Here is a 24,047-nt window from a genome sequence, read left to right on the forward strand (position 1 = left end):
ATTCTAAAATGAAATTGAAACATTCGCTTATCACCGCATTGGCACTAACCATTGTCAGCATTACTATTTGGGAAGGCTATTGGCGCACCCAAACAGATTATTATATAGCCTATTTAGAAGACGACAGAAACTTGTGGTCTCAAGAAAGAGCAAAAGTTGAGACTGCAACTGCTGAAGATATTATTCTGTTAGGAGCTTCCAGAACGGGGTATAACTTTAATACCCATGTTTGGGAAGAGGTACAAGGCGTAAAACCAATCCACTTAACAGCTAATGGTAAACCTCCAGGGCCTTTTTTAGAAGATATTGTAAAAAACACCTCTTTTAATGGCACCATTGTGTTTGGCGTAACACCAGTTGCCGTTTTTGTTTTTAACGGAGATAGGAGATGGCGAGTAGCCGAAAAATGGATAGACCATTATTATAACAGAACCCATGCTCAAAAATTGGGGTTTGCACTGTCAAAACCCTTACAAAGGAACCTGGTCATGTTAAGTGCCTCCGAAGCTAATTCCTATAACAATTTAGATTTAAAGTCACTAATCAAAAGGATTTATATTGATGACAATAGAATTAAAGGAAATAATTTCAAACTAGTTAATATTGGCTATAATGATGAAGACAGAAATTTAATTATGTTCCCCAGATTAACAGATAATCCTATTTATCAAAAAGAAATCACGGATGAATGGGAAAAGGTTATCCCTATTGTTCTTACAGAATATTCAGAGGATGTGGAAAAAACAATATCAAAATCAATACATAATTTATCCCATTTAATCAAAATTTTCAAAAATAGAGGCGGCAAAATTATATTTGTCCGACATAAGGCAGAAGCAGGTTGGAACAAATATTCAAAAAGAATGATGCCTAGGGATAAAGTTTGGGACAGATTTATTGAGACCGTTAATTGTCCCAGCTATCATTTTGAAGATTATGAGTTCATGTCTAAACACTACTTACCAGACTGGTCACACATGAATGCTGAGGATGCGAAAACATATACCAGAGATATGGTGAATCAATTAATAAAAGATGGGCATTTAATAAAACACTAACAACCAAAACCAACCAAAATGAAACTCAAAAAATCACTAATCATTGCCATAGCAATAACACTTATTGCTACGGTAACCTGGGAACTCTATTGGCGGAACCAAGGTTTTCACCCTACGTTAAATGATGAAAAAGCCCTTTGGGCCATGACACGATATAAAGTTGAAAAAGCTACCAAAGATGAAGTAGTTATACTAGGTTCCTCGAGAGCTTACTTCGACATACAAGTGGACCAATGGAAAAAATCAACCGGAAAAGCACCATTGCAATTAGCATCAACGGGGTCATCTCCCCTTCCTACATTTCATGACATCGTAAATAATACTGATTTTAACGGAACCGTCATAGTGGGAGTAACTCCAGGCTTGCTATTCTCTACAACCTATCCCAAAGCTTTTCCTTGGGAACGCCCACAATCGAAAGTAGACTTTTATCAGGATAGAACCTATGCCCAACGACTCAATTTTTTGCTATCGGTTCCCTTGCAAAACAATTTAGTATTGATGTCTGCCGATGAAGAAGAATGGGATAACGATATTGACTTAAAATCTTTGTTAAAGCGTGTAAACTTAGGAAAACGTGATACCATACCGCCTCCACCCCCATTCTATAATTTTGGAGATGTATCAATTCCTAGAAATATTAGTATGATGCCTCGTACTGTAAAGGACACCACCTTTGCCAATTCTATCATTAAAGTTTGGCATTTCTTTGGAAAAGGAGCTCCTCCACCAGATAAAGATGCCACCACAGCATTCTTTATGAAAGATGTTGAAAAATTTAAAGCCAAAGGAGGGAATCTTATCTTGATTCGCCCACCTTCTAGCGGAGGCGTTAGAATGGGAGAAAAAATGGGACTACCCAGAGAACAATTTTGGGATTCACTAGTAAATGTAGCCAATGTTAAAAGCTATCATTTTGAAGACTATGATCAATTCAAAGATTTAACCTGTCCCGAAGAATCACATCTTTCTCTTGCAGACGCCAATTTTTATACTGAAGAGTTAGTGAAAATTTTGAAAGAAGACAATGCATTAACCAACCAAAAACCTAACTAATCATGCTATTTAATTCACTAAGTTTTATACTGTTTTTAATCATCGTTCTTGCCCTATACTACGCTAAAATCCTGAACTGGACCAATAAAAAGCGTATGCTTTTACTTTCCAGTTATGTATTCTACGGTATGTGGAATCCACCATTAGTAATTTTACTTTGGATATCTACGGTTGTTGATTGGAGCGCAGGAAAAAGGCTGGCCAAAGAGGAAGACCAGAAAAAACGTAAAATGTGGTTGCTGTTAAGCATGTTTGTTAATCTTGGCTTCTTGGGTTTCTTTAAATATGGTGATTTCCTTTTAGAGAATTTTGTTCTTTTAATGAACAGTATGGGTGTTGATTTTCAGGCAAAACCTATGGATATTATTTTGCCAATGGGGATTTCGTTCTACACCTTCCAAACAATGTCATATACCATTGATATGTACAAGAGAAAAACGGAACGAGCTAGAACATTTCTAGACTTTGCTCTGTACGTTACGTTCTTCCCTCAATTAGTAGCAGGACCAATTGTTAGAGCAAAAGATTTAATCACTCAGTTTTATGAAGAAAAGAAAGCAACTACCAATCAATTTATTTGGGGATTGTTTTTACTGACTATCGGACTTTTCCAAAAAGTGGTCATGGCAGACACACTCTTGGCTGGAACTTCAGATAAGGTTTTTGGTTCGTCAAAACTACTCCATGGAGTTGATGCTTGGGTAGGAACTATTGCTTTCTCCGGACAGATATTTTTTGACTTTGCTGGTTATTCAACCTGTGCTATTGGTATCGCTCTAATGCTTGGTATTGTTTTACCAGACAACTTTAGGTATCCTTATGCATCACTAGGTTTTTCAGATTTGTGGAAACGTTGGCACATATCACTATCAAGTTGGTTAAGAGACTATTTATACATTCCATTAGGTGGAAATCGTCATGGTATTACAAGAATGTATGCGGCCTTAATGATAACCATGTTACTTGGTGGCCTTTGGCACGGCGCCGCTTGGACTTTTATGGTTTGGGGAGGCTTGCACGGAACTTATTTAATATTAGAACGCCTACAGAGACGCTATTTTCCCTTTGAAATCACTAAATGGAATGGCATGTTTTTAGCTTTTATTACGTTTAGTTGTGTGAATATAACTTGGGTGTTTTTTAGAGCTAGAACCTTTGAAAAAGCTTGGAATATGGTAAAATCGATGTTCTACATGCAAACTGGAGGTGAAAAGATATTGGATACCTTTACAATTGTAAAAATATGTACGGTAATTGGAATAATGTTTTTGTGCCATTGGTATATGAAGAATACTTCAATGAAAGAGGTATCGCTTAAAACATCACCTTATGTTTTGGGTATAGTCTGGGCTATTATGACATTTTTATTAATCATAGCTCAAGGTAGTGGTGAACAGTTCATTTATTTTCAGTTTTAAAACTTTTCTATATACATGACCAATATCAAATCTACCAGAATACAATCAATAGATATATTAAGAGGTTTGGTAATGGTTTTAATGGCCCTGGACCACACAAGAGATTATTTCCATTTAGGAGCATCAACAGGTTCTCCCACTAATTTAGAGACCACAACACCAATTTTGTTTTTCACGAGGTTTATAACGCACTATTGTGCTCCTGTATTTGTGTTTTTAGCTGGCTCCTCTGCTTTTCTTTATGGCAGCAATAAAAGTAAGCTACAGCTTTTTAAGTTCTTGTTTACTAGAGGTATTTGGTTGATACTCCTGGAAATATTCATCAATAGTTTAAATTGGACATTTGATTACACCTATAGCTTTGTGGTATTACAGGTTATTTGGGCTATAGGCATAAGCATGCTTATACTGTCTTTCTTGATATGGTTACCTAAACAGGTTATTTTAATAATTGGGATAGTTCTAATTGCTGGACATAACCTATTAGACACTATAGTCATGGAGGGTAGCAGTATAAAAGCAACGTTTTGGTATATTCTCCATCAACCCAATATGGTTCCTTTAGGTGAGAATAGACTGGTTTATTTCGCTTACCCCATTATACCTTGGGTTGGATTAATTGCTTTGGGGTATTGTATGGGTACATTGTATTCAAAACATTTTAATTTTGAAAAACGTAAAATGTGGCTTCTTGGCTTAGGAACAGCTTCAATATTTTTATTTATTGTTTTAAGAACTTGGAATATCTATGGCGATTTAACCCCATGGAGCATACAGGATACAACCCCTAAAACTATACTATCCTATTTTAATGTTACCAAATACCCACCCTCATTGGCTTACTTATTGATTACAATAGGGCCTTCACTACTATTTTTATGTGCTATTGAAAAAATTAAGAATAAAACTACCGATTTCCTTCTGGTCTTTGGGCGTGTTCCGCTTTTCTATTATTTCCTACATATTTTTATTATCCACATTTTTGCCATTTTAGGTGTTGTTATATTTAATGAAAACTGGCAAGAAATATTAGCAAATATGTCTAGTAGACCTATAATGGGACTCGCTAAACATGGTTATTCGCTGTTTGTTGTTTACATAATCTGGATAGGTATAATTACACTACTTTATTTTCCTTGTAAAAAGTATATGACTTACAAAGCAGGGAATAAAGAAAAATGGTGGTTAAGCTATTTATAGCTACGATTTAAGTTTTCCCCTAAAAACACTTATATTAGAATTGAAAGGATTTCCTGAAGCACGCCTCAACATAACCAATTGACCACAATGCCAAAGTGCATCAGATATTGGTCCATTAATAATGTTCCAGAAAGGCACGGCAATGTCTTCAAAATTAAAATCATCCTGAGATTTTTTAAAAGTATCAGATACTATTTTAAGATTTATTAATGTCTGTTTTCGCAATCCTTGAAAATTTAACTTCGTATCGGTTTCGTCTTTGTTTTCATCTAAAACACTATTTCTAATAAATCTGGAAAGACCGTAAATATGACTTATGGTTTCTTCGGATGTTCGGCCTGATTCACTTGCTTTATAAGCCAAATCGACATCCCGAAGGCCTTCGGTGGCCCAGTAATATCTAAACCCTAAACCATCAATCATTCTCGCTACCAACAAATTAGAACTGTAGGTTTCCGGATAGGTTTCGATTTCACGAAAAGGAAGTTCTTCTAAATCGGTTTGGGCAACACTTGTAAGGGATAGCAATAAAATAAAGATGAAAATTAACCTACTCATTATTCAATTGTTGTTTATATAATTCAATATTGGCCTTTACTTCTTCTTCTAGCTCTGGAGCCTGTATATCTGTATAAGTTTTTAATGTATCGTAAATTGTTTTAGCAACAATATATCGTGCTGAGGGCTTATCATCGGCCGGAATAGTATACCATGGTGCATGTACTTTCGAGGTTCTGTTAATGGCATCTTCGTAGCACTCTTGGTATTTACCCCATAACTTACGCTCTTTTAAGTCTCCGGGAGAAAATTTCCAGTTCTTTTCTTGCTTATTTAACCGTCTTAGCAAACGAAATTTTTGCTCCTCTTTAGATAGGTTTAAAAAGAATTTCAGAATAATTGTACCATTTTGAGCTACATGCTTTTCAAAAGCATTAATCTGCTCAAATCGGTCGCTCCAAAACGTGTCATCTATGTCTTCAACCGAATTAATTGTTGGAATGTTTTCACCAAGAATATACTCTGGATGCACGCGCGTAACCAGTACATTTTCATAGTGTGTTCTATTAAACACCCCAAACTTACCGCGTTCGGGCAATACCAAGTAATGACGCCATAAATAATCATGTTTTCGTTCTAAATCTGTTGGAACTTTAAAACTATGTACCTCAACGCCTCTTACATTAAAATCTTTAAAAACCTCTCTAATCAAGCTATCTTTTCCTGCAGTATCCATACCCTGTAAACACACCAAAACACCATATTTTCCATGGGCATACATGGTATCTTGAAGTTTGCCGAGTTTCTTTCTTAACTTCTTTAATTCTTTTTCAGCGTTATCTATTATTACCTTACTTGGGCAGTCTTTTAACGATATATTCGAAACAACTTTGTATTCATTCATTACCTAACAATATTAATTTTCATAAATATAAGAAAACCATAATTTCGATGAACTGCAAGTTGGTTAATTTTGTTTTTTATAACTTTGAATTACCTACAAAAAACCAACCAACCCCAAATACGATGAAAAAAAACCTTTTTCCTCTAATCACCTTATTATCCTTCTTACAGATTTTTTCACAGGACAAATGCATGGATGCCGACTCTAATCTTATATATGCTTACTCAAATATAAAATCGGCTTATGAGGCCAATAACATAGATCACTTAAAGTTTTATTCAAAAAAATCATTGACCTCTTTTAAGGAAGCTAAGGACAACCTAAAAATATGTGGCTGTGAAACAGCCTATAACTTAGCATACGATGCTATTGACTTATTGAATAAAGTTGAGAATCAACACACCTATGAAGATGGACGCTTCTATGTAAAACGAATAAAAGAAATTGCTCAAAAAGGCATTACAGCATTAAATGAATTTACAACCAAAAAAGATTCTACAGTAGCTGAAAAGTTAAATATTGAAAGCAACGATAAACCAAATAATATTTTAGAAAAAGAAAAGCTAATAAAACAATACGAGGAAACCATAGCCTTAAATATTAAAACTTACAATGAGTTATTAAAGCTTTATGGAAGCGATCTGAAAGTCAAAAAAGATGATACAGATAAAGAAATCCTGCTTAGCAAAAGCATCAATGAAATTAAAGCTTACTATATGGTAAATATTAAAAACATTACAAATTCTTATTTAGCTAAACTGAATAACTACTAATTAAAAAGACTAGATAAACTTATTTTGCCGCAAAGAGATTTACATCTTGTTCACTTACTTCGTTTCCACCAAGGATTATCAACCTTTCTACTACGTTTCTTAGTTCTCTAATATTACCTGTCCAGTCGTAGTCTTGAAGTAATTTAATAGCCTTATCTGAAAACGATTTAGCTACCGTGCCCTGCTCTCCAGCAATTTTAGCAGCAAAATGATTGACCAACATTGGAATATCATCACGTCTATCATTTAATGCCGGTACTTTAATCAAGATAACTGCTAATCTGTGATACAAATCCTCGCGGAACTTGCCATCGGCTATTTCCTTTTTTAAGTCTTTATTGGTTGCTGCAATTACGCGAACATTCACCTTAATGTCTTTATCACTACCTACGCGCTGAATCTTATTTTCCTGCAAGGCCCTGAGAACCTTAGCTTGGGCGGACAGGCTCATATCGCCAATTTCATCTAAGAAAATCGTACCACCATTGGCAGCTTCAAATTTTCCTGCTCTATCTTTATTAGCACTGGTAAAAGCACCTTTAACATGCCCGAACAATTCACTTTCTATCAATTCACTTGGTATCGCAGCACAGTTCACCTCAATCATATTTCCTTTTGAGCGTTCACTTTTTTCGTGTAACCAATGAGCAACTATTTCTTTACCGGTTCCATTTGGACCGGTAATTAACACCCTAGCATCAGTAGGCGCTACTTTTTCAATAATATCTTTAATTTGTGAAATGCCTTCGCTCTCTCCAACCATTTCATACTTCTTACTAACCTTTTTCTTTAGAATCTTATTTTCAACAACAAGCTCCTTACGATCCAAAGCATTTCTAACCGTGTTTAACAAACGATTTAAGTCTGGTGGTTTAGAAATATAATCAAAGGCACCTAAACGCATCGTATTCACAGCTGTATCTAAATCGCCATGCCCGGAAATCATAACTACAGGTATCTCAGGTTTTATCTTTTTTATGGCTTCCAATACTTCAACACCATCCATTTTTGGCATTTTTATATCACAGAGCACCAAGTCAAAATCTTCTTTTTTTATTTTTTCTGTACCGGCCAAACCATCTTCAGATTCATCAACTTGATAATCTTCACTTTCTTCTGAAAGAATCTTAACAAGTACCCTTCTAATGGCAGCTTCGTCTTCTATTACAAGTATTTTTTTAGACATGCTTTATTGGTTTTGATTATATAAATACACATCCCTCTGTGGAAATGGTATTTTAATATTATTTTCTTTAAACGTTTTGTTTATACTATAACGTAAATCACTCTTTATAAGCGGTACGTTAAAACTATCGCTAATATAGAAATGTAACTTAAACACAAGAGCACTATCCCCAAAATTTTCAAATAGCACTATAGGTTCAGGCTCATTTAAAATTGCAGCTTCTTGAACTGCAATGCCTAACAATAATGCTCTTACCAGATCAACATCTGTGCCATAAGCAACCCCAACCTCAACAAATTCCCTGGTCACTACAGTATTCTGTGTCCAGTTGTATAATATCTCAGACAAAAACTTATGATTGGGAATGACCAGAGTTTTATCATCATTAGTTATAGCTTTGGTTGTTCTCAAACTTATCGCAGTTACCTTGCCTACTTTTCCTTGAATCTCAATAACATCATTAATCGCAACGGTTCTATCTATTAAAATAAAAACTCCCGAAATTATATCTTGAAACAACTTCTGCATACCAAGTCCAATACCAACGAAAAGCGCAGTGGAAGCAGCTAATATGGCTGTTACTTTAACACCAGAAGAGTCTAAGGCCACCACAATAACCACACAGAAAATAATATATTTCAAGAAGGAAAAGACAGCTCTAAATCTAAATTTATCGGCCTCATCCAGTCTTCTGGTTACAAAAATCCTAATAAACTTTAAAACGATATGTGTAAGAAACAATACCCCAACAACAATTATTAATGCTCCATAAGTAATGTTGATTGACTCCCCTAAAAAAGGAATTTGTTTACCCCAAAATTCAGTGACCTCTTCCATATTAATATTTAATCCACTTAATTAATTCTTTGTAACTCGGTTTTTTACCATACATTAAAATACCCACTCTGTATATTTTGGCAGCAAACCAAACCGTGAGCATAAAAGTTCCTATTAAAATGAATAGTGCTAATAGCTGTTGCCAGATAGGTACCCCAAAAGGGATACGCATTAACATAACTACAGGAGATGTTAATGGAACAAACGAAAACACCGTAGAAACTGTACCGTGAGGATCTTCTATTACAGTAAAAATACCAATATAAACAGCTAGTATTAAAGGCATTAAAATAGGTAACATAAACTGTTGTGTATCGGTTTCGTTATCAACAGCAGCACCTATTGCAGCGTATAGCGAACTATACAGTAAGTATCCTCCAATAAAGAAAAATATAAAGGCCACTATTAGGTTTATTAGAGGCATATTAGCTAAAGCCTCTTTTAATAACCCAAAATAGTACTCGGTGCCTTTAGTTTGAGTTGCCATTTCAATAATTTCCTGTTGGGGTGTAGCGTCCATTAAACTAATTCCCAACACCAATGAAACGACCGTCATTAACAATCCTCCAAAAACAACCCAAATTACAAATTGAGTGATTCCAGCCAAAGAAGTTCCTATAATTTTGCCAAGCATAAGCTGCACTGGTTTTACAGAAGAGATGATAACCTCAATAATTCTACTGGTTTTTTCCTCTATAACACTACGCATTATCATATTACCATAGATAATGATAAACATGAATAGAAGATAACCAGCCGTACAACCAAAAATCAACTTAAATACACTATCGCTTTTAGAGGATTCTTGTCCCGAAAAATTCTCTTGACCAATATTTACGCTTACTTTAGATTGCGCTATTATTTTAACATCAATAGCTGCAGCTTCGAGTTTTAGATTGGTAAATCGTTTTTCTAATTTTGATTCTAAATCAGTTATAACCGATAACGATGGAGGTTCTTTCGAATAAAATTTAACAGACCTCGAAGCATCATCTAAACTTTCAAACTTTTCTATGTACAGTAATCCATAATTAGATGTTTCTTCAACGATGCGTTTAGCGACTTCTAACGAAACACCATTTAACACATCATAGGTGGTTTTCTCTGTACTTTTAAAAACGTCTTTAACTAAACCTGATTCATCAAGAACAGAAATGGTTCTAACCTTTTCACTATTGAGATTAGTTAAATATGCAATTACAGCGATAAGTACTATCATGATAATAGGACTTAATATCGTCATGACTATAAACGATTTGTTTTTAACCTTGGTTAAATACTCACGCTTTATAATTAATGGAAGATGGTTCATGGCTAGTTATTCTTAATAGTTTGAATAAAAATATCATTGGCACTAGGAATCACCTCTACGAAATGATTGATATAAGCTTGCTGATTTAAAAACGCAATAAGATCCTGTGCAGACTGATGCTCTGCTATTTTAATATTAAGTTTTAAATCATCGTTCAACGATTTGAAATTAGCTTCTGAGACTGAAAATTTATCATCCAAACGATTTCTTAATTCAGATTGATTTTGTGTTTCCAAACCTACCTCGAATGTATTGGTTTTAAACTGTCTTTTTATATCGGTGAGTTTACCTTCTAAAATTTTGTTAGACTTGTTTATTAGAGCAATATCATCGCATAACTCTTCAACGGATTCCATACGGTGTGTAGAAAAAATAACTGTAGCCCCTTGTTCTCGAAGATGTAAAATTTCATCCTTTATTAGGTTGGCATTGATGGGGTCGAAGCCCGAAAAAGGTTCATCAAAAATCAGTAATTTTGGATTATGTAAAACAGTAACCACAAACTGTATTTTTTGCGCCATTCCTTTTGAAAGCTCTTGTATTTTTTTATTCCACCAATCTCCAATCTCCAACCTATCGAACCAGTATTTTAGACGCTCCCTAGCTTCAGTTTTGTTGAGTCCTTTTAATTGGGCTAAATACAGTGCCTGTTCACCAACCTTCATGGATTTATATAAACCGCGTTCCTCTGGTAAATAGCCAATATCTTTTATATGTGACGGGTGAAGGGATTCGCCGTCCAAAATAACAGAACCTGCATCGGGCATAGTTATTTGATTGATTACACGAATTAATGTGGTCTTCCCTGCGCCGTTAGGTCCCAAAAGCCCAAAAATACTTCCTTTTGGTACCGTTAAAGACACATTATTTAGGGCCTTAAAATCTCCAAAATTCTTAGAGACCTCATGAACTTCCAATAAGTTGCTCATACGTTAAAAACTGTCTAGATAATTCGTAAATATATTAAAGTTTGTATCAGACCTCAAGGAATAGTTACATTTTGTTAACTATTGAAAATGAAATTCAACATGATATTTGCACAATTCAGTTTACATGTTGAAAAACAGAGGACAGACTCCGAAACACTTCTAAATTTAATCAACCAACAACAACCTTAGGTTTGCCTAAAAAGGTTCATCAAAAATGGGTTTTATTAAAAAACAAAACCCATCCTTAAAACAAAAGATTAAGGATGGGAAAAAAATTGCTATGAAAAAGAAAAATTACCACTAACGTTAATTAGTGATACTTCAAATATAATTCTTTTTTCAATACTTTTAACATTTATGCCCGATAACTTACATTTTAAATTGTTGAATGGTTTTTGTAAGACGGGTTGATATTTACGTAAACCCCGATGTAATCAGGAAAACATATCTTTTACTTTCTCAAAAAAAGATTTATCAGAACTTTCTGGTTTTGGCTCAAAATGTTCGTCTTCTCGCATACTTTCAAAAAATGCTTTCTGCTGTTTATTTAAGGTTTTTGGTGTCCAGACATTTACATGTACCAGTAAATCGCCCTTACCATATCCATTAATACTAGGAATACCTTTTCCGCGTAAGCGTAATATTTTACCAGACTGCACTCCTGCTTCTACTTTAATACGCACTTTACCAGTTACGGTATCTATTTCTTTAGAGGTACCCAATACCGCATCAGGATAACTCACATACAAATCGTAATGCAAATTATCACCCTCACGCTGCAATTTATCGTGTATTTCCTCTTCTATAACAACCAATATATCTCCGGCTATACCATTTCCTGGAGCCTCGTTTCCTTTTCCAGAAACTTTAAGCTGCATACCTTCTACAACACCTGCAGGAATCTTAATGGATACCGTTTCTTCAGCTACCTTTAAACCTTGTGCATCTGCATCGGCAGGTTTTTTATCTATTACTTCTCCGGCTCCACCACAAACGTTACAAGGCGAAGAGGTTTGCATTCTTCCTAAAATGGTATTGGCAATACGTGTTACCTGACCTGTACCGTTACAAGTAGAACAAGTTTTATAAGTAGTACCTGGCGCCTTAATTTTGCGCTTTACTTTTATCTTCTTCTCAACACCATTAGCGATTTCCTCAAGGGTAAGCTTAACGCGAATACGAAGGTTACTTCCTTTTGCTCTACGTTGGCCGCCTCCGCCACCAAAACCAGAGAATCCACCAAAGCCACCACCAAAGATATCACCAAACTGACTGAATATATCGTCCATATTCATGCCACCGCCGCCAAATCCGCCACCATTCTCAAACGCTTGGTGACCAAACTGGTCGTAACGGGCTTTTTTATCGGCATCACTTAATACCTCGTAAGCTTCGGCAGCTTCTTTAAATTTTGCTTCGGCGTCTTTGTCATCCGGGTTTTTATCGGGATGAAACTCTATCGCTTTTTTACGATAGGCCTTTTTTATTTCTGAAGCGCTGGCTCCTTTACTTACCCCTAAAACTTCGTAATAATCTCTTTTTGCCATTCCCATCCCGCCCCTAAGAATATGAGGGGCTTTTTTTAATTAATACTATTTTACTGTCCTATAACCACTTTAGGAAACCTTATCACTTTCTCTCCCAACTTATAACCCTTTTCAATGACATCGATTATCTTTCCTTTTAGGTCTTCGGTTGGTGCTGGTATTTGTGTAACCGCTTCGTGGTCGTCTGCATTAAACACATCGCCTTTTTCAACTTTAATAGCAGTTAATCCCTTTTGCTCTAAAGTAGATAACATTTTTTGATAAATAAGTACTACACCTTTACGGAGTTCTTCTGCTTCTTTATCTTCTTCAATGTGTGTTAAAGCACGTTCAAAATCATCAATAATTGGTAACAAAGCTACCATAACTTCTTCATTAGCAGTTTTAAACAAATCTAAACGCTCTTTTGAAGTTCTCTTTTTATAATTTTCAAACTCTGCAAAAAGACGTAAAAACTTCTCCTTTTCCTGCTTCACTTCTTCTTGAAGTTTTTCTTCTACGGTTTGTTCTTCTACTGAAGCCTCTTTTTGCTCTTCAATCTCAACAGTTTCGGTTTGCGTTGCATCAATTTGATCTTGTTCTATATCTGCGTTCTTTTCTTTTTTACTCATCGCTAAATTTAATTTAAGCTTTTCTTGAAATTAGTTGGCAAAAGTACTGCCATTATTATAAAAATGTCAAAATGTCATCAATTATTTTTTAATTTTTTTTGTTATTCCAAATGGTTAACTTTACGTAATAACACTAGTTTGCATCTGTAAAGGTGTATCATCTAAACTGAAATTAAATTAATAACCAAAAAAAAATGAGAATTATGAAAAAACATCGCTTTTCAATTTGTGCTCTAGTAGTTTTAGCACTTCTTGTCTTTAACTGTAAAGACAAAGCCAAAGAAGCCGAAACTAAAGAAGCTGAAGCAACTGCCACTACAGAAGTTACTTCTGAAAAATTTACGGTTAATATTTACGAATCTTCTATTGCTTGGCAAGGCTTCAAGCCTACAGGAAAACACAACGGAACTATTAATATTGCAAACGGGGCTTTTGATGTTTCTGATGGAAAAATTACAAGTGGAACTTTTTCTATTGATATGAACACCATTGTAAACTTAGACTTGCCAGCAGACTCTAAAGGCAATGCCAAATTGGTAGGACACTTAAAGAGTCCTGATTTCTTTGATGTTGAAAAATTCCCAACTGCTACTTTCGAAATCACAGGTGTAGAAGATAGTGAAGGAAAAACGATGCTTTCTGGAAATCTAACTCTTAAGGAAAAAACCAATAATATCACATTTCCAGTAAGTGTTAGTACAGAAGGAAATACCTTAACACTAACAAGTGACACTTTTACGATAGACCGTTCTAAATGGGATGTTAAACACGGCTCCAAATCGTTTTTTGATAACCTTGGAGATAAGTTTATCAATGATGATATTGAATTAACCGTGTCTGTTAAAGCATCCAAATAGTATTAACGCAAATAATATAAGGCTTATAAACCACTTTATCTTGCATAAAGTGGTTTTTAATTATAAATTCCAACTATGAAACGACTCCTTTTTATTTTATCCCTATCCTTACTTTTCAACTCATGCAAATCTGATAACGAGCCTGTTAACCCCAATCAAGAAACATGGATTAATTTGTTTAATGGAAAAGACTTAAGCGGTTGGGATATTAAAATTTCTGGTCACGAATTAAACGACAATTATAAGGAAACTTTTATTGTTCAGGATAGTATGATTCGTGTAAACTACGATAACTACGACACTTTCGATGACAAGTTTGGGCACCTATATTACAAAACGCCTTATTCTTATTACAAAATCAGTTTCGACTACCGTTTTATTGGAGAACAAACTCCCGGAGGCGCGCATTGGAACGTAAGAAACAGTGGTATTATGTTACATTCCCAGTCTGCAGAAAGTGTAGAAATTGGGCAAACGTTTCCCATATCTGTAGAATTACAACTTCTTGGTGGACTCAATGATGGTAAACGACAAACTGCCAACGTTTGTACACCCGGCACAGCAGTAATGTTTAAAGACACCATCAATTTTGAGCATTGTATACGATCAAACTCCAAAACCTTTAATGGTGATCAGTGGGTGCATGTAGATGCCACTATAATGGGCGGCGAACACATGGAGTTTTTAGTTAATGGCACCTCTGTTTTAAAATTCGACAAACCTCAAATTAATGGTGGCTTCTCTTTTGAATGGGAAAAAGGTAAAGATTGGGATCGAAATAAAATTATTAGAGACAAACAAAGTTGGATCGCCAAAAAGGGTACTATTTTAACCGAAGGCTATATAGCACTACAAGCCGAAAGCAGCCCTATAGATTTTAAAAACATAAAACTGTTAGACCTCTGTGGTTGCATGGACCCGAAAGCCAAAAATTACAAATCTTATTATGTAAAGGATGAGCCAGAGAGCTGCAAATACTAGATTATTTTCAGTTAAGTAAAAATCTAAACCTTATAGAGTCTCAATCATTTTTTCTACTTCTACAATCGTCTGTCTGTAAAGGCGCTTGTTGGTTTTGGTCATATGTTGTGCTTCTGAAGCAATAGACTCCAAAACCGCTTTGGCCTTTTCCGTTTTATTTTGCGATAACAAGAATTTAGCATAAACCAAACGTTCGTCGTAAAATGAAAAACGGACATCTATACTTTTTAAATTCGCCTCGGCCTCTTCCAGCTTTCCTTCTTTCTCTAAAGCCAAACCATAAATAAACTGGGTTCTAGACTTTAGAAACTCCTTGTGCGCCCTAATAGGTTCCACGTATTGTATAACACCTTTATAATCTTCTATGTTATAAAAGGCCTCAACCATGTTCTTAATCACATAAAAGTCGTTTTGAAAATTACCCTCTAACGCTTCTTTATAATGATTAATGGCATTTTGATTATCCCCTAGTTCTAAATAAGCATCGGCTAGATTAACACGATTTTGATAGGTATCTGAAAATTCCAATTGTTTCTCTAAATCATTAATCTTCTTGGTGGGGTTGATAATATGTGTTAGCTCACTGGTAATTTTTTCAGCATCGCGTTTATTATATACCTGAGTTACCAAGTATATAAGACAACCTATAGCGGGCAGAAACAAGATCAGAAATATCCAGTAATACTGATTTCTGTATTTAATAACATGATAAATACAGAAACCTTGTAAAGCAATAATTAAATAGTATAGCATATATGTTTTCTGAAAAACTCAGCCTTTAACATGTACTTCGACTGCGCTCAGCACGACATTAAGAATGACGGTTAATTAGCGTATAAATACCAGTTCGGTATCAGAGGACATATCTTCACTAAAACCATAGCCTTCGTAATTAAAACCTTTAATATCATCTATGGTATTGGCGTTAGTGTCTACAATATATCGTGCCATCATACCTCTTGCCGCCTTTGCAAAAAACGAAATCATTTTATATTCACCATTTTTAAAATCTTTAAAATTAGCGGTAATCACCGGCACTTTTAAAGCCTTTTTATCAATAGCCTTAAAGTATTCGTTACTGGCGAGGTTTAGAAAAAGTTCATCATCTTCCAGCTCATCGTTTAAGGCATCGGTCACTGTTTTTTTCCAAAACTCGTAGAGATTCTTTTTTACACCAACGGGAAACTTCGTGCCCATTTCCAAACGGTAAGGCTGTATTAAATCTGTTGGTTTTAAAACCCCGTACAAACCCGAAAGGATACGCACAGTTTGTTGTAATTTATCCAGTTTATCCTGCGGAATGGTGTAGGCATCCAAACCTCTATATACATCACCACTAAAAGCATAAACCGCTGGTCTTGCATTATCGCTTGTAAAAGGTAAACTCCATGTCTGATTACGTTCATAATTTAATTGCCCTAAAGCATCCGAAATACTCATGAGCTTTGATAAACTCTTAGCAGATTTCTTTTTAAGCAATTTATTTAAACGCTCCGATTGTTTTAAAAACAAAGGTTCTGTATGTAATGTGGTAGGTAGTTCACTTTCAAAATCGAGTGACTTGGCGGGTGATAGTACTAGTTTCATATATTGATTTTCTTTTACATATCCGTTAAAACGAAAACATAAATTTTTCAATCAAAGTTACGATTACTTAACAACTTTTGAAAACAAGAATTAACCGCTTTATTTTGTAGATATTTTCACCTAAATTTGCAAAAAAAATTAATCTTTCTCTCAAGATGCAAACTTAAAATATTCAATTAAACAATTAAAAAATTCAGACGAAATCATCACATAGTGATAGAATCAATTCAAATAAAACTTCTGCATATTTATATTTAATAGTTTTAATTTAAAATCCCTCAATGAAAAAAATTGCTAAAAAAATATTCTACCCCTCTCTTAAAATATTATTAGGTATTGGTATCCTACTTTTTACTCTTAATGCTTTTACAAGCCCTTATTTCAGATTTGGTTATCTAATTTTCAATGTATTGTTCCTAGTATTGGTTTTATCGTTTATCGTTTTATTCGTTTCTTATATAAGGGATTTTGGATTTTCAAAAGGGTTTAGAAAATCCAGCTTAAAAGCAGTGTGTCTAATAGGTGGGCTTTTCCTTTTTGGGAATTTAAAGACTACGGCTATTAAAAACAAAAACAATATTAGACTTTGCCTTGTTAATGATACTGCTTACGATATTTCAGAATTCACCATATCTTACCCCTATGGCGCTACAAAATTCACCAATACTCTAGCAGCTAATGATAGCGAAACATTAACCATTCAACCAAGTGTGCCAGAAGATAAAAACTCCATAATAACCAAACTTAAGTACTTCAGTAATAACAAATGGAGCAACAATCATGTTTCTATTGAAATTAAGAATAATGATATTATCGATAAAGGTTGGGAAATTGTAATTAAAGAATCCAATACCGTTGATTTAATACGACTGTAAACAACGTTTAAAAACTAAAGTTTTTCTTGATGCTTAGAATACCCACGCCACTTTTCGATACACTGCACCATATCTTCTGGAATATCTGAGGTAAAACGCATAAACTTACCTGTTAAAGGATGTTCAAAACCCAAGGTTTTGGCGTGTAGTGCTTGGCGAGGCAATATTTTAAAACAGTTTTCTACAAACTGTTTGTATTTAGTAAACGTCGTGCCTTTTAAAATCTTTTCGCCACCGTAACGCTCATCGTTAAATAAGGTGTGCCCAATGTGTTTCATATGTACACGAATTTGGTGTGTACGCCCTGTTTCCAATTTACAGGACACCAAGGTAACGTAGCCCAATCGCTCCAAAACTTTGTAATGCGTAACGGCCGGTTTACCCTTTTCGGCTTCATCGCCTAAAAAAACAGTGTTTTGTAATCGGTTTTTAGGGTGTCTACCAATATTGCCTTCAACGGTACCTTCATCGTCTTCAATATTGCCCCAAACCAAAGCTACATATTCGCGTTCGCTGGTTTTTGCAGCAAACTGAGCCGACAAATGATTCATGGCATTTTCGGTCTTGGCAACTACTAAAAGTCCGCTAGTATCTTTATCGATTCGATGCACTAAGCCTGGCCTGTCACTAGAATTATTAGGAAGGTTATCAAACCTGTGTATCAAAGCATTAATTAATGTCCCCGAATAGTTTCCATGCCCAGGGTGTACGACCATTCCTGCTGGTTTATTGACTACCAATAATTCATCATCTTCATAAACCACATCTAAAGGAATGTCTTCACCAATCAACAAACCTTCGTAAGTTGGATGCTTGAACATGACCTTAATTTCGTCATCTGGCTTAACCTTATAACTAGCTTTAACAGGAGTATCGTTAACAAGAAGCCCGCCGTCTTTGGCAGCCGTTTGTATTTTACTGCGGTTCACGTTCTCGATAAAATTCATAAGGTATTTATCGATACGCAACGGCGCTTGCCCTTTACCTACCGTAAACGCATGGTGTTCGTAAAGATTATCTTCCGCAGGAAGTTGTGGCGTATAGTCGTCCATTAAATTGATCTTAATTTCTTGGACGTTTTCCGTTACCAAGTACCAAATCGATTACCGATGTTTTAGAGAGCTTATCACCACGTTGTAGCAATTTTCCTTTATGGTACATTTTTAGGACCAAATCTTTACCTATGTTATCTTCATAAGTAATCTTACCCACCCTAAACTCTAAGGCTTCTAAATTTGGTTTGGCCTGTCTAAAGGTGCGTTCCCTTAAATCTGGCACTTCTATTTTTCTGTATCCTGAAGGGTTTAACGTTAAGTAGATTTTTCTATTTTCTTTTACTTGAGCACCCGCTGCAGGATCTTGCTCAATGACCGAAAACTTAGGATAATCAGGATTAAAATTGGCCGAATCCTGAATTTGCATCACCAAATTATTATCATCTAATTCCATTTGGACGACACTAATCGATTTTCCTTTTAAATCTGGAACGGTTTCGAAATCGCCATGATTGGTGTATCCTTTTAACCACCATAACATTAAAAAGCATAAAACTACCACTGCCACAATAGCTAGGGCGACTTGTTTAAAAAACGTTTTACTGATTAGGAATTTTACAAAGCTCATAGGCGGGATTTTCGATTCACAAAAGTAAATCATTTTTTTTATTTAAAAACGCAGTGAAAACCAAATGAAAAATATATTAAAACGAACTCCTTTCTCCTTTACAATATATGTAATACTTTAGCTTATCTATAATACATACGGAATATTGTAGGTTTTAGATTAACCAGAAATTATTTCAAGGAAAATGAAAAAAAATATAGCCATTATCATGGGCGGGTATTCTAGTGAGTACAAAATCTCATTAAAAAGCGGAAATGTGGTTTACGAAACCCTAGATTATTCAAAATACAACTGCTACCGTATTCATATTTTTAAAGATAAATGGGTTTATGTTGATGATAATGATACCGAATATCCAGTAGATAAAAATAATTTTTCGGTTAAGGTTAATGATGAACATATTACTTTCGATTGTGTGTTCAACGCCATACATGGTTCACCCGGCGAAGATGGCTATATGCAGGCTTATTTTGAACTCTTGGGCATTCCACACACAAGCTGCGCCATGTATCAAGCCTCGGTTACTTTCAATAAGCGAGATTGTTTAAGCATATTAAAACCATACGGCATAAAAACAGCTGAGTCGTTTTACCTCAATTTAGGTGACACTATTAATGAAAATGCTATAATTGAAAAAGTAGGCTTACCTTGTTTTGTAAAAGCCAATAAAGCCGGAAGTAGTTTTGGGGTGAGTAAAGTCCATAAAAAAGATGATCTTCAAAATGCTATTGATGTTTCCTTTAAAGAAGATGATGAAATCATCATTGAATCCTTCCTTGATGGTACCGAGGTATCGGTAGGTGTAATTAGCTATAAAGGAGAAACCAAAGTACTCCCAATTACTGAAATTGTTAGTGAAAATGATTTCTTTGATTATGAAGCCAAATATCTAGGAAAGTCTCAAGAAATAACTCCAGCCAGATTAACTCTTGAGGAAGAAGAAAAAGTGAAAACCATTGCAAAGAAAGTTTACGAAACCCTGAAAATGACAGGATTCTCCAGAAGTGAATATATCTTTAAAGATGGAGAACCGCATTTATTGGAAGTGAATACCGTTCCCGGACTTACCAAAGAAAGTATCTTGCCACAACAAGCAGCAGAAGCGGGCATTTCTTTAGCAGACTTATTTGATAATGCTATTAAGGAAGCCCTCAGATAAATAGAAACATGACTTTTTGAAACAGGAACCAGAGACATGAAAAGACATAATTTCAAAAACTTACAGATTTGGCAGGAAAGTATTGTACTTATTTCGGAAACTTACAAATTCACTTCAACTTTACCAGATTACGAAAAGTTTGGTTTGAGAAGTCAACTGAATAGATGCTCTGTCTCCATAGCATCTAATATCGCCGAGGGCACCAGTAAAAGAAGTGACAAGCATTTTATCAAATTCTTAGAAGATAGTTTAGGTTCTGCTTTCGAATGGGAAACTCAAATGATAGTCTGTAATAATTTAGGATTCCTTGAGCAGACAACATTTGAAGATTTTGAAACTAAAATCAAAAAATTACAACAAAAAATTTCCAATTTCATTAACAAACTAGATAATTGATTATCTTGTTTCTTGAATCAATTAATCTTGTATCTAAGAAGATGAAACGAGCAATTTTCCCAGGATCTTTTGATCCGTTAACCTTAGGCCATTACGATATTATAAAACGTGGTGTTACCCTTTTTGATGAACTTATTGTTGCCATTGGTGTTAATGCCGACAAAAAATATATGTTCTCGCTTGAGGAACGTAAGGCTTTTATAGAACAGGCTTTTGTCGATGAACCTAAAGTAAAGGTGGTTACTTACGAAGGACTTACAGTAGATTTTTGCAAAGATATTGGTGTAGAATTTATATTGCGAGGGTTGAGAAATCCTGCCGATTTTGAATTTGAAAAAGCCATAGCCCATACCAACAGAGACCTTGCTCCTATAGAAACCGTGTTTTTATTAACATCAGCCGACACCTCTTATATCGCCTCCTCAATCGTTAGGGATGTAATTAGAAATAATGGGGATTATACTAAGTTGGTACCAGATAGCGTAAGAGTTCGTTAAAATATTCGTGTAACATTTTGAGCTTTTTATACACTTATAAAGTAAGAATAATAGCTCATGTTAAATCATATCACATTTTTTCTTTTTCGATTTAATTTGGTTCAGCCGTCTGCAAAGACGTTTGATACCTGGAAACTATGTGGGTATGTAAACCGAATTGAATTTGCTCTAGAAAACGGAAACTATAAAACTAGAAAGTTAGCTGCAGATACTTTAGGTGAACTAGGCTATGAATCGTCTATACCTGCTTTATTTAAGAAGATTAATGATAATGTTCAAAATGTTTCTATTGCTGTACTAAACGCTTTAGAAAAAATTGGGTGCCAAGACGAACTAGGGACAACTATCATCAAAAAACGTTTTGATTGGGTAAAACTACAACGTGAAAAACAAGCCAAACGTGAGGCCAACAAAGGTAAAAAGTACAAAATTTACCGTTGGGAGCGCGCTAGTAAAAAAAGTTTTGATCGCGTAAAAGAGCAATTAAAAAAACCCATACGATAGATATCCAATTTTGAAAAACTCAAATTTATTGTTGGGTCTTGGGTCTTAAAAACCTACAATTTATATTCAGAAAGCCCTTTGGTAAAAGCCTCAGGGTTTTCGGCTAAATGGTAGCGAGGGTCATCAATATCTTCTTCAATTACTTCTCTGAATTTTGGGCTGGATTTATATAGTAAGACTTTACAATCTTCACTTAAATGCTTCAATTTAATGGATTTGCCTTCAGCTTCGTATTTATTCACTAAATTAAATATGGCCTCGATAGCAGAATGGTCACTAACCCGAGATTCTACAAAATCAATTTCAACTTTTTCAGGATCGTTCTTAGCATCAAACTTTTCGTTAAACGCTTTTATCGAACCAAAAAATAAAGGCCCCCAAATTTCATAAACTTTAGTACCATCTTCTCTCATACGCTTACGCGCTCTAATTCGTTTAGCATTCTCCCATGAAAACACCAAAGCACTTATTATAACACCAGCAATAACTGCTACTGCTAAATCTTTCCAAACGGTAATTAACGATACAGCAATTAAAACCACAGCATCTGTAATTGGAATCTTTCTTAAAATCCTAAAACTACTCCAAGCAAATGTCCCGACAACCACCATGAACATTACGCCTACTAATGCTGCAATAGGAATCTGCTCTATGTATGTTGATGCAAAAAGGATAAATATTAACAAAAGAACAGCAGCTACAATACCAGAAAGTCTACCACGACCACCACCTTTAATATTGATGATAGATTGACCAATCATGGCACAACCACCCATTCCTCCAAAAAAACCGGTTAAAATATTAGCACCACCTTGAGCCATACATTCTCTATTGGCATTACCTCTAGTTTCGGTAAGTTCATCTACCAGGTTTAAGGTCATTAAAGACTCAATTAAACCAATGGCAGCTAAAATAACTGCATAAGGTCCTATAAACCATAAGGTCTGAAGATTGAAAGGCACTTTGCTAAAAATATCGGTTTGAAATTGAGGCAAGCCACCTTTAAGTCCTTCACCGCCACCATCTCTAATAAAACTACCAACGGTAGCCACATCTAGTTTTCCGAAAATAACAATAGCCGAAACTACCAAAATTCCAATTAAAGCCTCAGGTAATTTTTTAGTAACCTTAAACTTAGGTAAACCAAACATAATAAGCATGGTAAGTCCCACTAATCCTAACATAGTCCATAGTTCAGAACCTGTAAAGAAAGCACCATCAGCATCTCTAAACATCTTTAGTTGAGCCAAGAAAATTACGATAGCCAGTCCGTTTACAAACCCCATCATAACCGGATGCGGAATTAACCTTACAAACTTACCTAGCTTAAAAACACCAGCTAAAATCTGAATGATTCCCATTAGAATTACAGTAGCAAACAAGTAATAGAGTCCTAAGTTTTCCTCTGGAGCTCCCATAGCATTTCCTTCAGCAACCAAACTTACCATCACCACTGCCAAAGCTCCTGTAGCACCACTTATCATTCCTGGTCGTCCTCCAAAAACAGATGTTATAAGGCCAATCATAAAAGCTGCGTAAAGCCCAACTAAAGGATCTACACCAGCCACAAAGGCAAAAGCTACAGCTTCTGGCACCAAGGCTAAAGCTACTGTCGCTCCACTTAAAATATCGTTCTTAGCGTTTTTAGCACGCTTTCTAATAAACTCTGTCATGACTCCGTTTTTGAAGGTGCAAATTTAACGGATATATAGGAAGAGGCAAGTAATTTGCTATAATTCAATGAAGAACAACACTAAAACGTTTGAATTTCAACAGAGTAACTACTGCTCTGAAATCCAGTCGAGCGCTTTTTCTCGTTCTTGGAATACGTAAATATTCCAGTTACTGTCTGTGTTTAGGTTTATAATGGTTTCTGTAGACATTAATGCACCGCTTGAAGCAATAAGTACTGCAATGGCTTTTATCTCTTCTAGTTTACCAATTAAGCGTTGTGCCTGAAAGGTGTAACTATAGGAATGCTTTCTGTTTATAAGTAGTGAAAAGGGCGCTTTAAGTCCTTCCAGTAGAAAATCATGAAACTCGCTCACATCAGCCTCATTCATCTCAACCCCCTCGTCTACAACGACTTCAGCTAGAGAATCATTTAAAATTGTTATGGTTCCAAATGTTAGTTTATAACTTTTCAAAATAAAATATTATAGATTTAAAAAATCACAACCAACTTCAAAAAATAATCTCTAATAGCAATTTTAAGCCTCGGCTCATAAAGCCAAAGTAC

At 35.2% G+C, this 24,047-nt stretch carries 26 protein-coding genes; 12 read left to right on the forward strand and 14 right to left on the reverse strand.

Annotated elements, in window-relative coordinates; genetic code table 11:
* Window positions 1-8 precede the first annotated feature (8 nt).
* The 4 genes from M0214_RS01295 to M0214_RS01310 are packed head-to-tail and all read left to right on the forward strand — an operon-like array spanning window position 9 to window position 4,732.
* Window positions 9-1,058 (forward strand): hypothetical protein, encoded by a 1,050-nt coding sequence (locus M0214_RS01295; RefSeq protein ID WP_248723670.1) that lies wholly within the window; start codon window positions 9-11, stop codon window positions 1,056-1,058.
* A gap of 18 nt (window positions 1,059-1,076) precedes the next feature.
* Entirely contained in the window at window positions 1,077-2,114 is a 1,038-nt protein-coding gene (locus M0214_RS01300) for a hypothetical protein (protein ID WP_248723671.1), read from the forward strand.
* Window positions 2,115-2,116: 2 nt separating this feature from the next.
* Window positions 2,117-3,532 carry an MBOAT family protein gene (locus tag M0214_RS01305; protein ID WP_248723672.1) on the forward strand — a complete coding sequence of 472 codons (1,416 nt, stop codon included), beginning with the start codon at window positions 2,117-2,119 and terminating at the stop codon, window positions 3,530-3,532.
* 15 nt (window positions 3,533-3,547) lie between these two features.
* Window positions 3,548-4,732 carry a DUF1624 domain-containing protein gene (locus tag M0214_RS01310; RefSeq protein ID WP_248723673.1) on the forward strand — a complete coding sequence of 395 codons (1,185 nt, stop codon included), beginning with the start codon at window positions 3,548-3,550 and terminating at the stop codon, window positions 4,730-4,732.
* Here M0214_RS01310 and M0214_RS01315 read toward each other — a convergent pair whose 3' ends face one another.
* Window positions 4,733-5,290 (reverse strand): hypothetical protein, encoded by a 558-nt coding sequence (locus tag M0214_RS01315; protein ID WP_248723674.1) that lies wholly within the window; start codon window positions 5,288-5,290, stop codon window positions 4,733-4,735. It abuts the gene before it with no gap.
* Window positions 5,283-6,134, reverse strand: coding sequence for a PPK2 family polyphosphate kinase (locus M0214_RS01320; RefSeq protein ID WP_248723675.1), 852 nt, complete (start codon window positions 6,132-6,134; stop codon window positions 5,283-5,285). Before M0214_RS01320 ends, M0214_RS01315 begins: the two co-directional genes overlap by 8 nt.
* Window positions 6,135-6,256: 122 nt before the next feature.
* Here M0214_RS01320 and M0214_RS01325 point away from each other — a divergent pair, with 122 nt between their 5' ends.
* The gene (locus tag M0214_RS01325; protein WP_248723676.1) at window positions 6,257-6,907 is read left to right on the forward strand and encodes a hypothetical protein; all 651 of its coding nucleotides are present in this window, start codon (window positions 6,257-6,259) and stop codon (window positions 6,905-6,907) included.
* Window positions 6,908-6,926: 19 nt separating this feature from the next.
* On the opposite strand, the gene M0214_RS01330 is transcribed toward M0214_RS01325, so the two are convergent.
* The 6 genes from M0214_RS01330 to M0214_RS01355 all read right to left on the reverse strand — a co-directional run bounded on the left by M0214_RS01330 (window position 6,927) and on the right by M0214_RS01355 (window position 13,329).
* Window positions 6,927-8,093, reverse strand: coding sequence for a sigma-54 dependent transcriptional regulator (locus M0214_RS01330; protein ID WP_248723677.1), 1,167 nt, complete (start codon window positions 8,091-8,093; stop codon window positions 6,927-6,929).
* Window positions 8,094-8,096: 3 nt separating this feature from the next.
* Window positions 8,097-8,930: a mechanosensitive ion channel family protein gene (locus tag M0214_RS01335; protein ID WP_248723678.1), complete on the reverse strand. Its 834-nt coding sequence runs from the start codon at window positions 8,928-8,930 to the stop codon at window positions 8,097-8,099.
* 1 nt (window position 8,931) lies between these two features.
* Window positions 8,932-10,242 carry an ABC transporter permease gene (locus tag M0214_RS01340; RefSeq protein WP_248723679.1) on the reverse strand — a complete coding sequence of 437 codons (1,311 nt, stop codon included), beginning with the start codon at window positions 10,240-10,242 and terminating at the stop codon, window positions 8,932-8,934.
* Between the two features lie 2 nt (window positions 10,243-10,244).
* Entirely contained in the window at window positions 10,245-11,171 is a 927-nt protein-coding gene (locus M0214_RS01345; protein WP_248723680.1) for an ABC transporter ATP-binding protein, read from the reverse strand.
* Window positions 11,172-11,605: 434 nt separating this feature from the next.
* Window positions 11,606-12,718 carry a molecular chaperone DnaJ gene (gene dnaJ / locus M0214_RS01350; RefSeq protein WP_248723681.1) on the reverse strand — a complete coding sequence of 371 codons (1,113 nt, stop codon included), beginning with the start codon at window positions 12,716-12,718 and terminating at the stop codon, window positions 11,606-11,608.
* 50 nt (window positions 12,719-12,768) lie between these two features.
* Complete coding sequence (locus M0214_RS01355) at window positions 12,769-13,329, reverse strand: nucleotide exchange factor GrpE (protein ID WP_248723682.1); 561 nt, start codon at window positions 13,327-13,329, stop codon at window positions 12,769-12,771.
* A 203-nt stretch (window positions 13,330-13,532) separates the two neighbouring features.
* On the opposite strand from M0214_RS01355, the gene M0214_RS01360 reads away from it, so the two are divergent.
* Both M0214_RS01360 and M0214_RS01365 read left to right on the forward strand, forming a co-directional pair.
* Window positions 13,533-14,186 (forward strand): YceI family protein, encoded by a 654-nt coding sequence (locus M0214_RS01360; protein ID WP_248723683.1) that lies wholly within the window; start codon window positions 13,533-13,535, stop codon window positions 14,184-14,186.
* A gap of 75 nt (window positions 14,187-14,261) precedes the next feature.
* Entirely contained in the window at window positions 14,262-15,167 is a 906-nt protein-coding gene (locus tag M0214_RS01365) for a DUF1080 domain-containing protein (protein ID WP_248723684.1), read from the forward strand.
* Window positions 15,168-15,197: 30 nt separating this feature from the next.
* Here M0214_RS01365 and M0214_RS01370 read toward each other — a convergent pair whose 3' ends face one another.
* On the reverse strand, window positions 15,198-15,920 hold the full coding sequence (locus M0214_RS01370) for a hypothetical protein (protein WP_248723685.1): 723 nt from the start codon (window positions 15,918-15,920) through the stop codon (window positions 15,198-15,200).
* A 75-nt stretch (window positions 15,921-15,995) separates the two neighbouring features.
* A complete protein-coding gene (gene yaaA, locus M0214_RS01375) occupies window positions 15,996-16,754 on the reverse strand; it encodes a peroxide stress protein YaaA (RefSeq protein ID WP_248723686.1) in 759 nt (252 codons plus the stop codon).
* A gap of 281 nt (window positions 16,755-17,035) precedes the next feature.
* On the opposite strand from yaaA, the gene M0214_RS01380 reads away from it, so the two are divergent.
* Window positions 17,036-17,629 (forward strand): hypothetical protein, encoded by a 594-nt coding sequence (locus M0214_RS01380; protein ID WP_248723687.1) that lies wholly within the window; start codon window positions 17,036-17,038, stop codon window positions 17,627-17,629.
* A 14-nt stretch (window positions 17,630-17,643) separates the two neighbouring features.
* On the opposite strand, the gene M0214_RS01385 is transcribed toward M0214_RS01380, so the two are convergent.
* Window positions 17,644-18,681 carry an RluA family pseudouridine synthase gene (locus M0214_RS01385; RefSeq protein ID WP_248723688.1) on the reverse strand — a complete coding sequence of 346 codons (1,038 nt, stop codon included), beginning with the start codon at window positions 18,679-18,681 and terminating at the stop codon, window positions 17,644-17,646.
* Between the two features lie 10 nt (window positions 18,682-18,691).
* Window positions 18,692-19,252 (reverse strand): PASTA domain-containing protein, encoded by a 561-nt coding sequence (locus M0214_RS01390; protein WP_248723689.1) that lies wholly within the window; start codon window positions 19,250-19,252, stop codon window positions 18,692-18,694.
* 184 nt (window positions 19,253-19,436) lie between these two features.
* On the opposite strand from M0214_RS01390, the gene M0214_RS01395 reads away from it, so the two are divergent.
* Genes M0214_RS01395 through M0214_RS01410 form a run of 4 tightly spaced genes read left to right on the forward strand, consistent with a single transcriptional unit; the run spans window position 19,437 to window position 21,808 of the window.
* A complete protein-coding gene (locus tag M0214_RS01395; protein WP_248723690.1) occupies window positions 19,437-20,411 on the forward strand; it encodes a D-alanine--D-alanine ligase in 975 nt (324 codons plus the stop codon).
* Window positions 20,412-20,447: 36 nt separating this feature from the next.
* On the forward strand, window positions 20,448-20,807 hold the full coding sequence (locus tag M0214_RS01400; RefSeq protein ID WP_248723691.1) for a four helix bundle protein: 360 nt from the start codon (window positions 20,448-20,450) through the stop codon (window positions 20,805-20,807).
* A gap of 41 nt (window positions 20,808-20,848) precedes the next feature.
* Entirely contained in the window at window positions 20,849-21,304 is a 456-nt protein-coding gene (gene coaD / locus M0214_RS01405; RefSeq protein WP_248723692.1) for a pantetheine-phosphate adenylyltransferase, read from the forward strand.
* Between the two features lie 57 nt (window positions 21,305-21,361).
* Complete coding sequence (locus tag M0214_RS01410; RefSeq protein WP_248723693.1) at window positions 21,362-21,808, forward strand: HEAT repeat domain-containing protein; 447 nt, start codon at window positions 21,362-21,364, stop codon at window positions 21,806-21,808.
* 53 nt (window positions 21,809-21,861) lie between these two features.
* Here M0214_RS01410 and M0214_RS01415 read toward each other — a convergent pair whose 3' ends face one another.
* Window positions 21,862-23,481: a SulP family inorganic anion transporter gene (locus M0214_RS01415; RefSeq protein WP_248723694.1), complete on the reverse strand. Its 1,620-nt coding sequence runs from the start codon at window positions 23,479-23,481 to the stop codon at window positions 21,862-21,864.
* Window positions 23,482-23,589: 108 nt separating this feature from the next.
* Entirely contained in the window at window positions 23,590-23,955 is a 366-nt protein-coding gene (locus M0214_RS01420) for a hypothetical protein (RefSeq protein WP_248723695.1), read from the reverse strand.
* Between the last annotated feature and the right edge of the window lie 92 nt (window positions 23,956-24,047).

Source organism: Seonamhaeicola sp. ML3 (assembly GCF_023273855.1).
Classification (GTDB): Bacteria; Bacteroidota; Bacteroidia; order Flavobacteriales; family Flavobacteriaceae; genus Seonamhaeicola.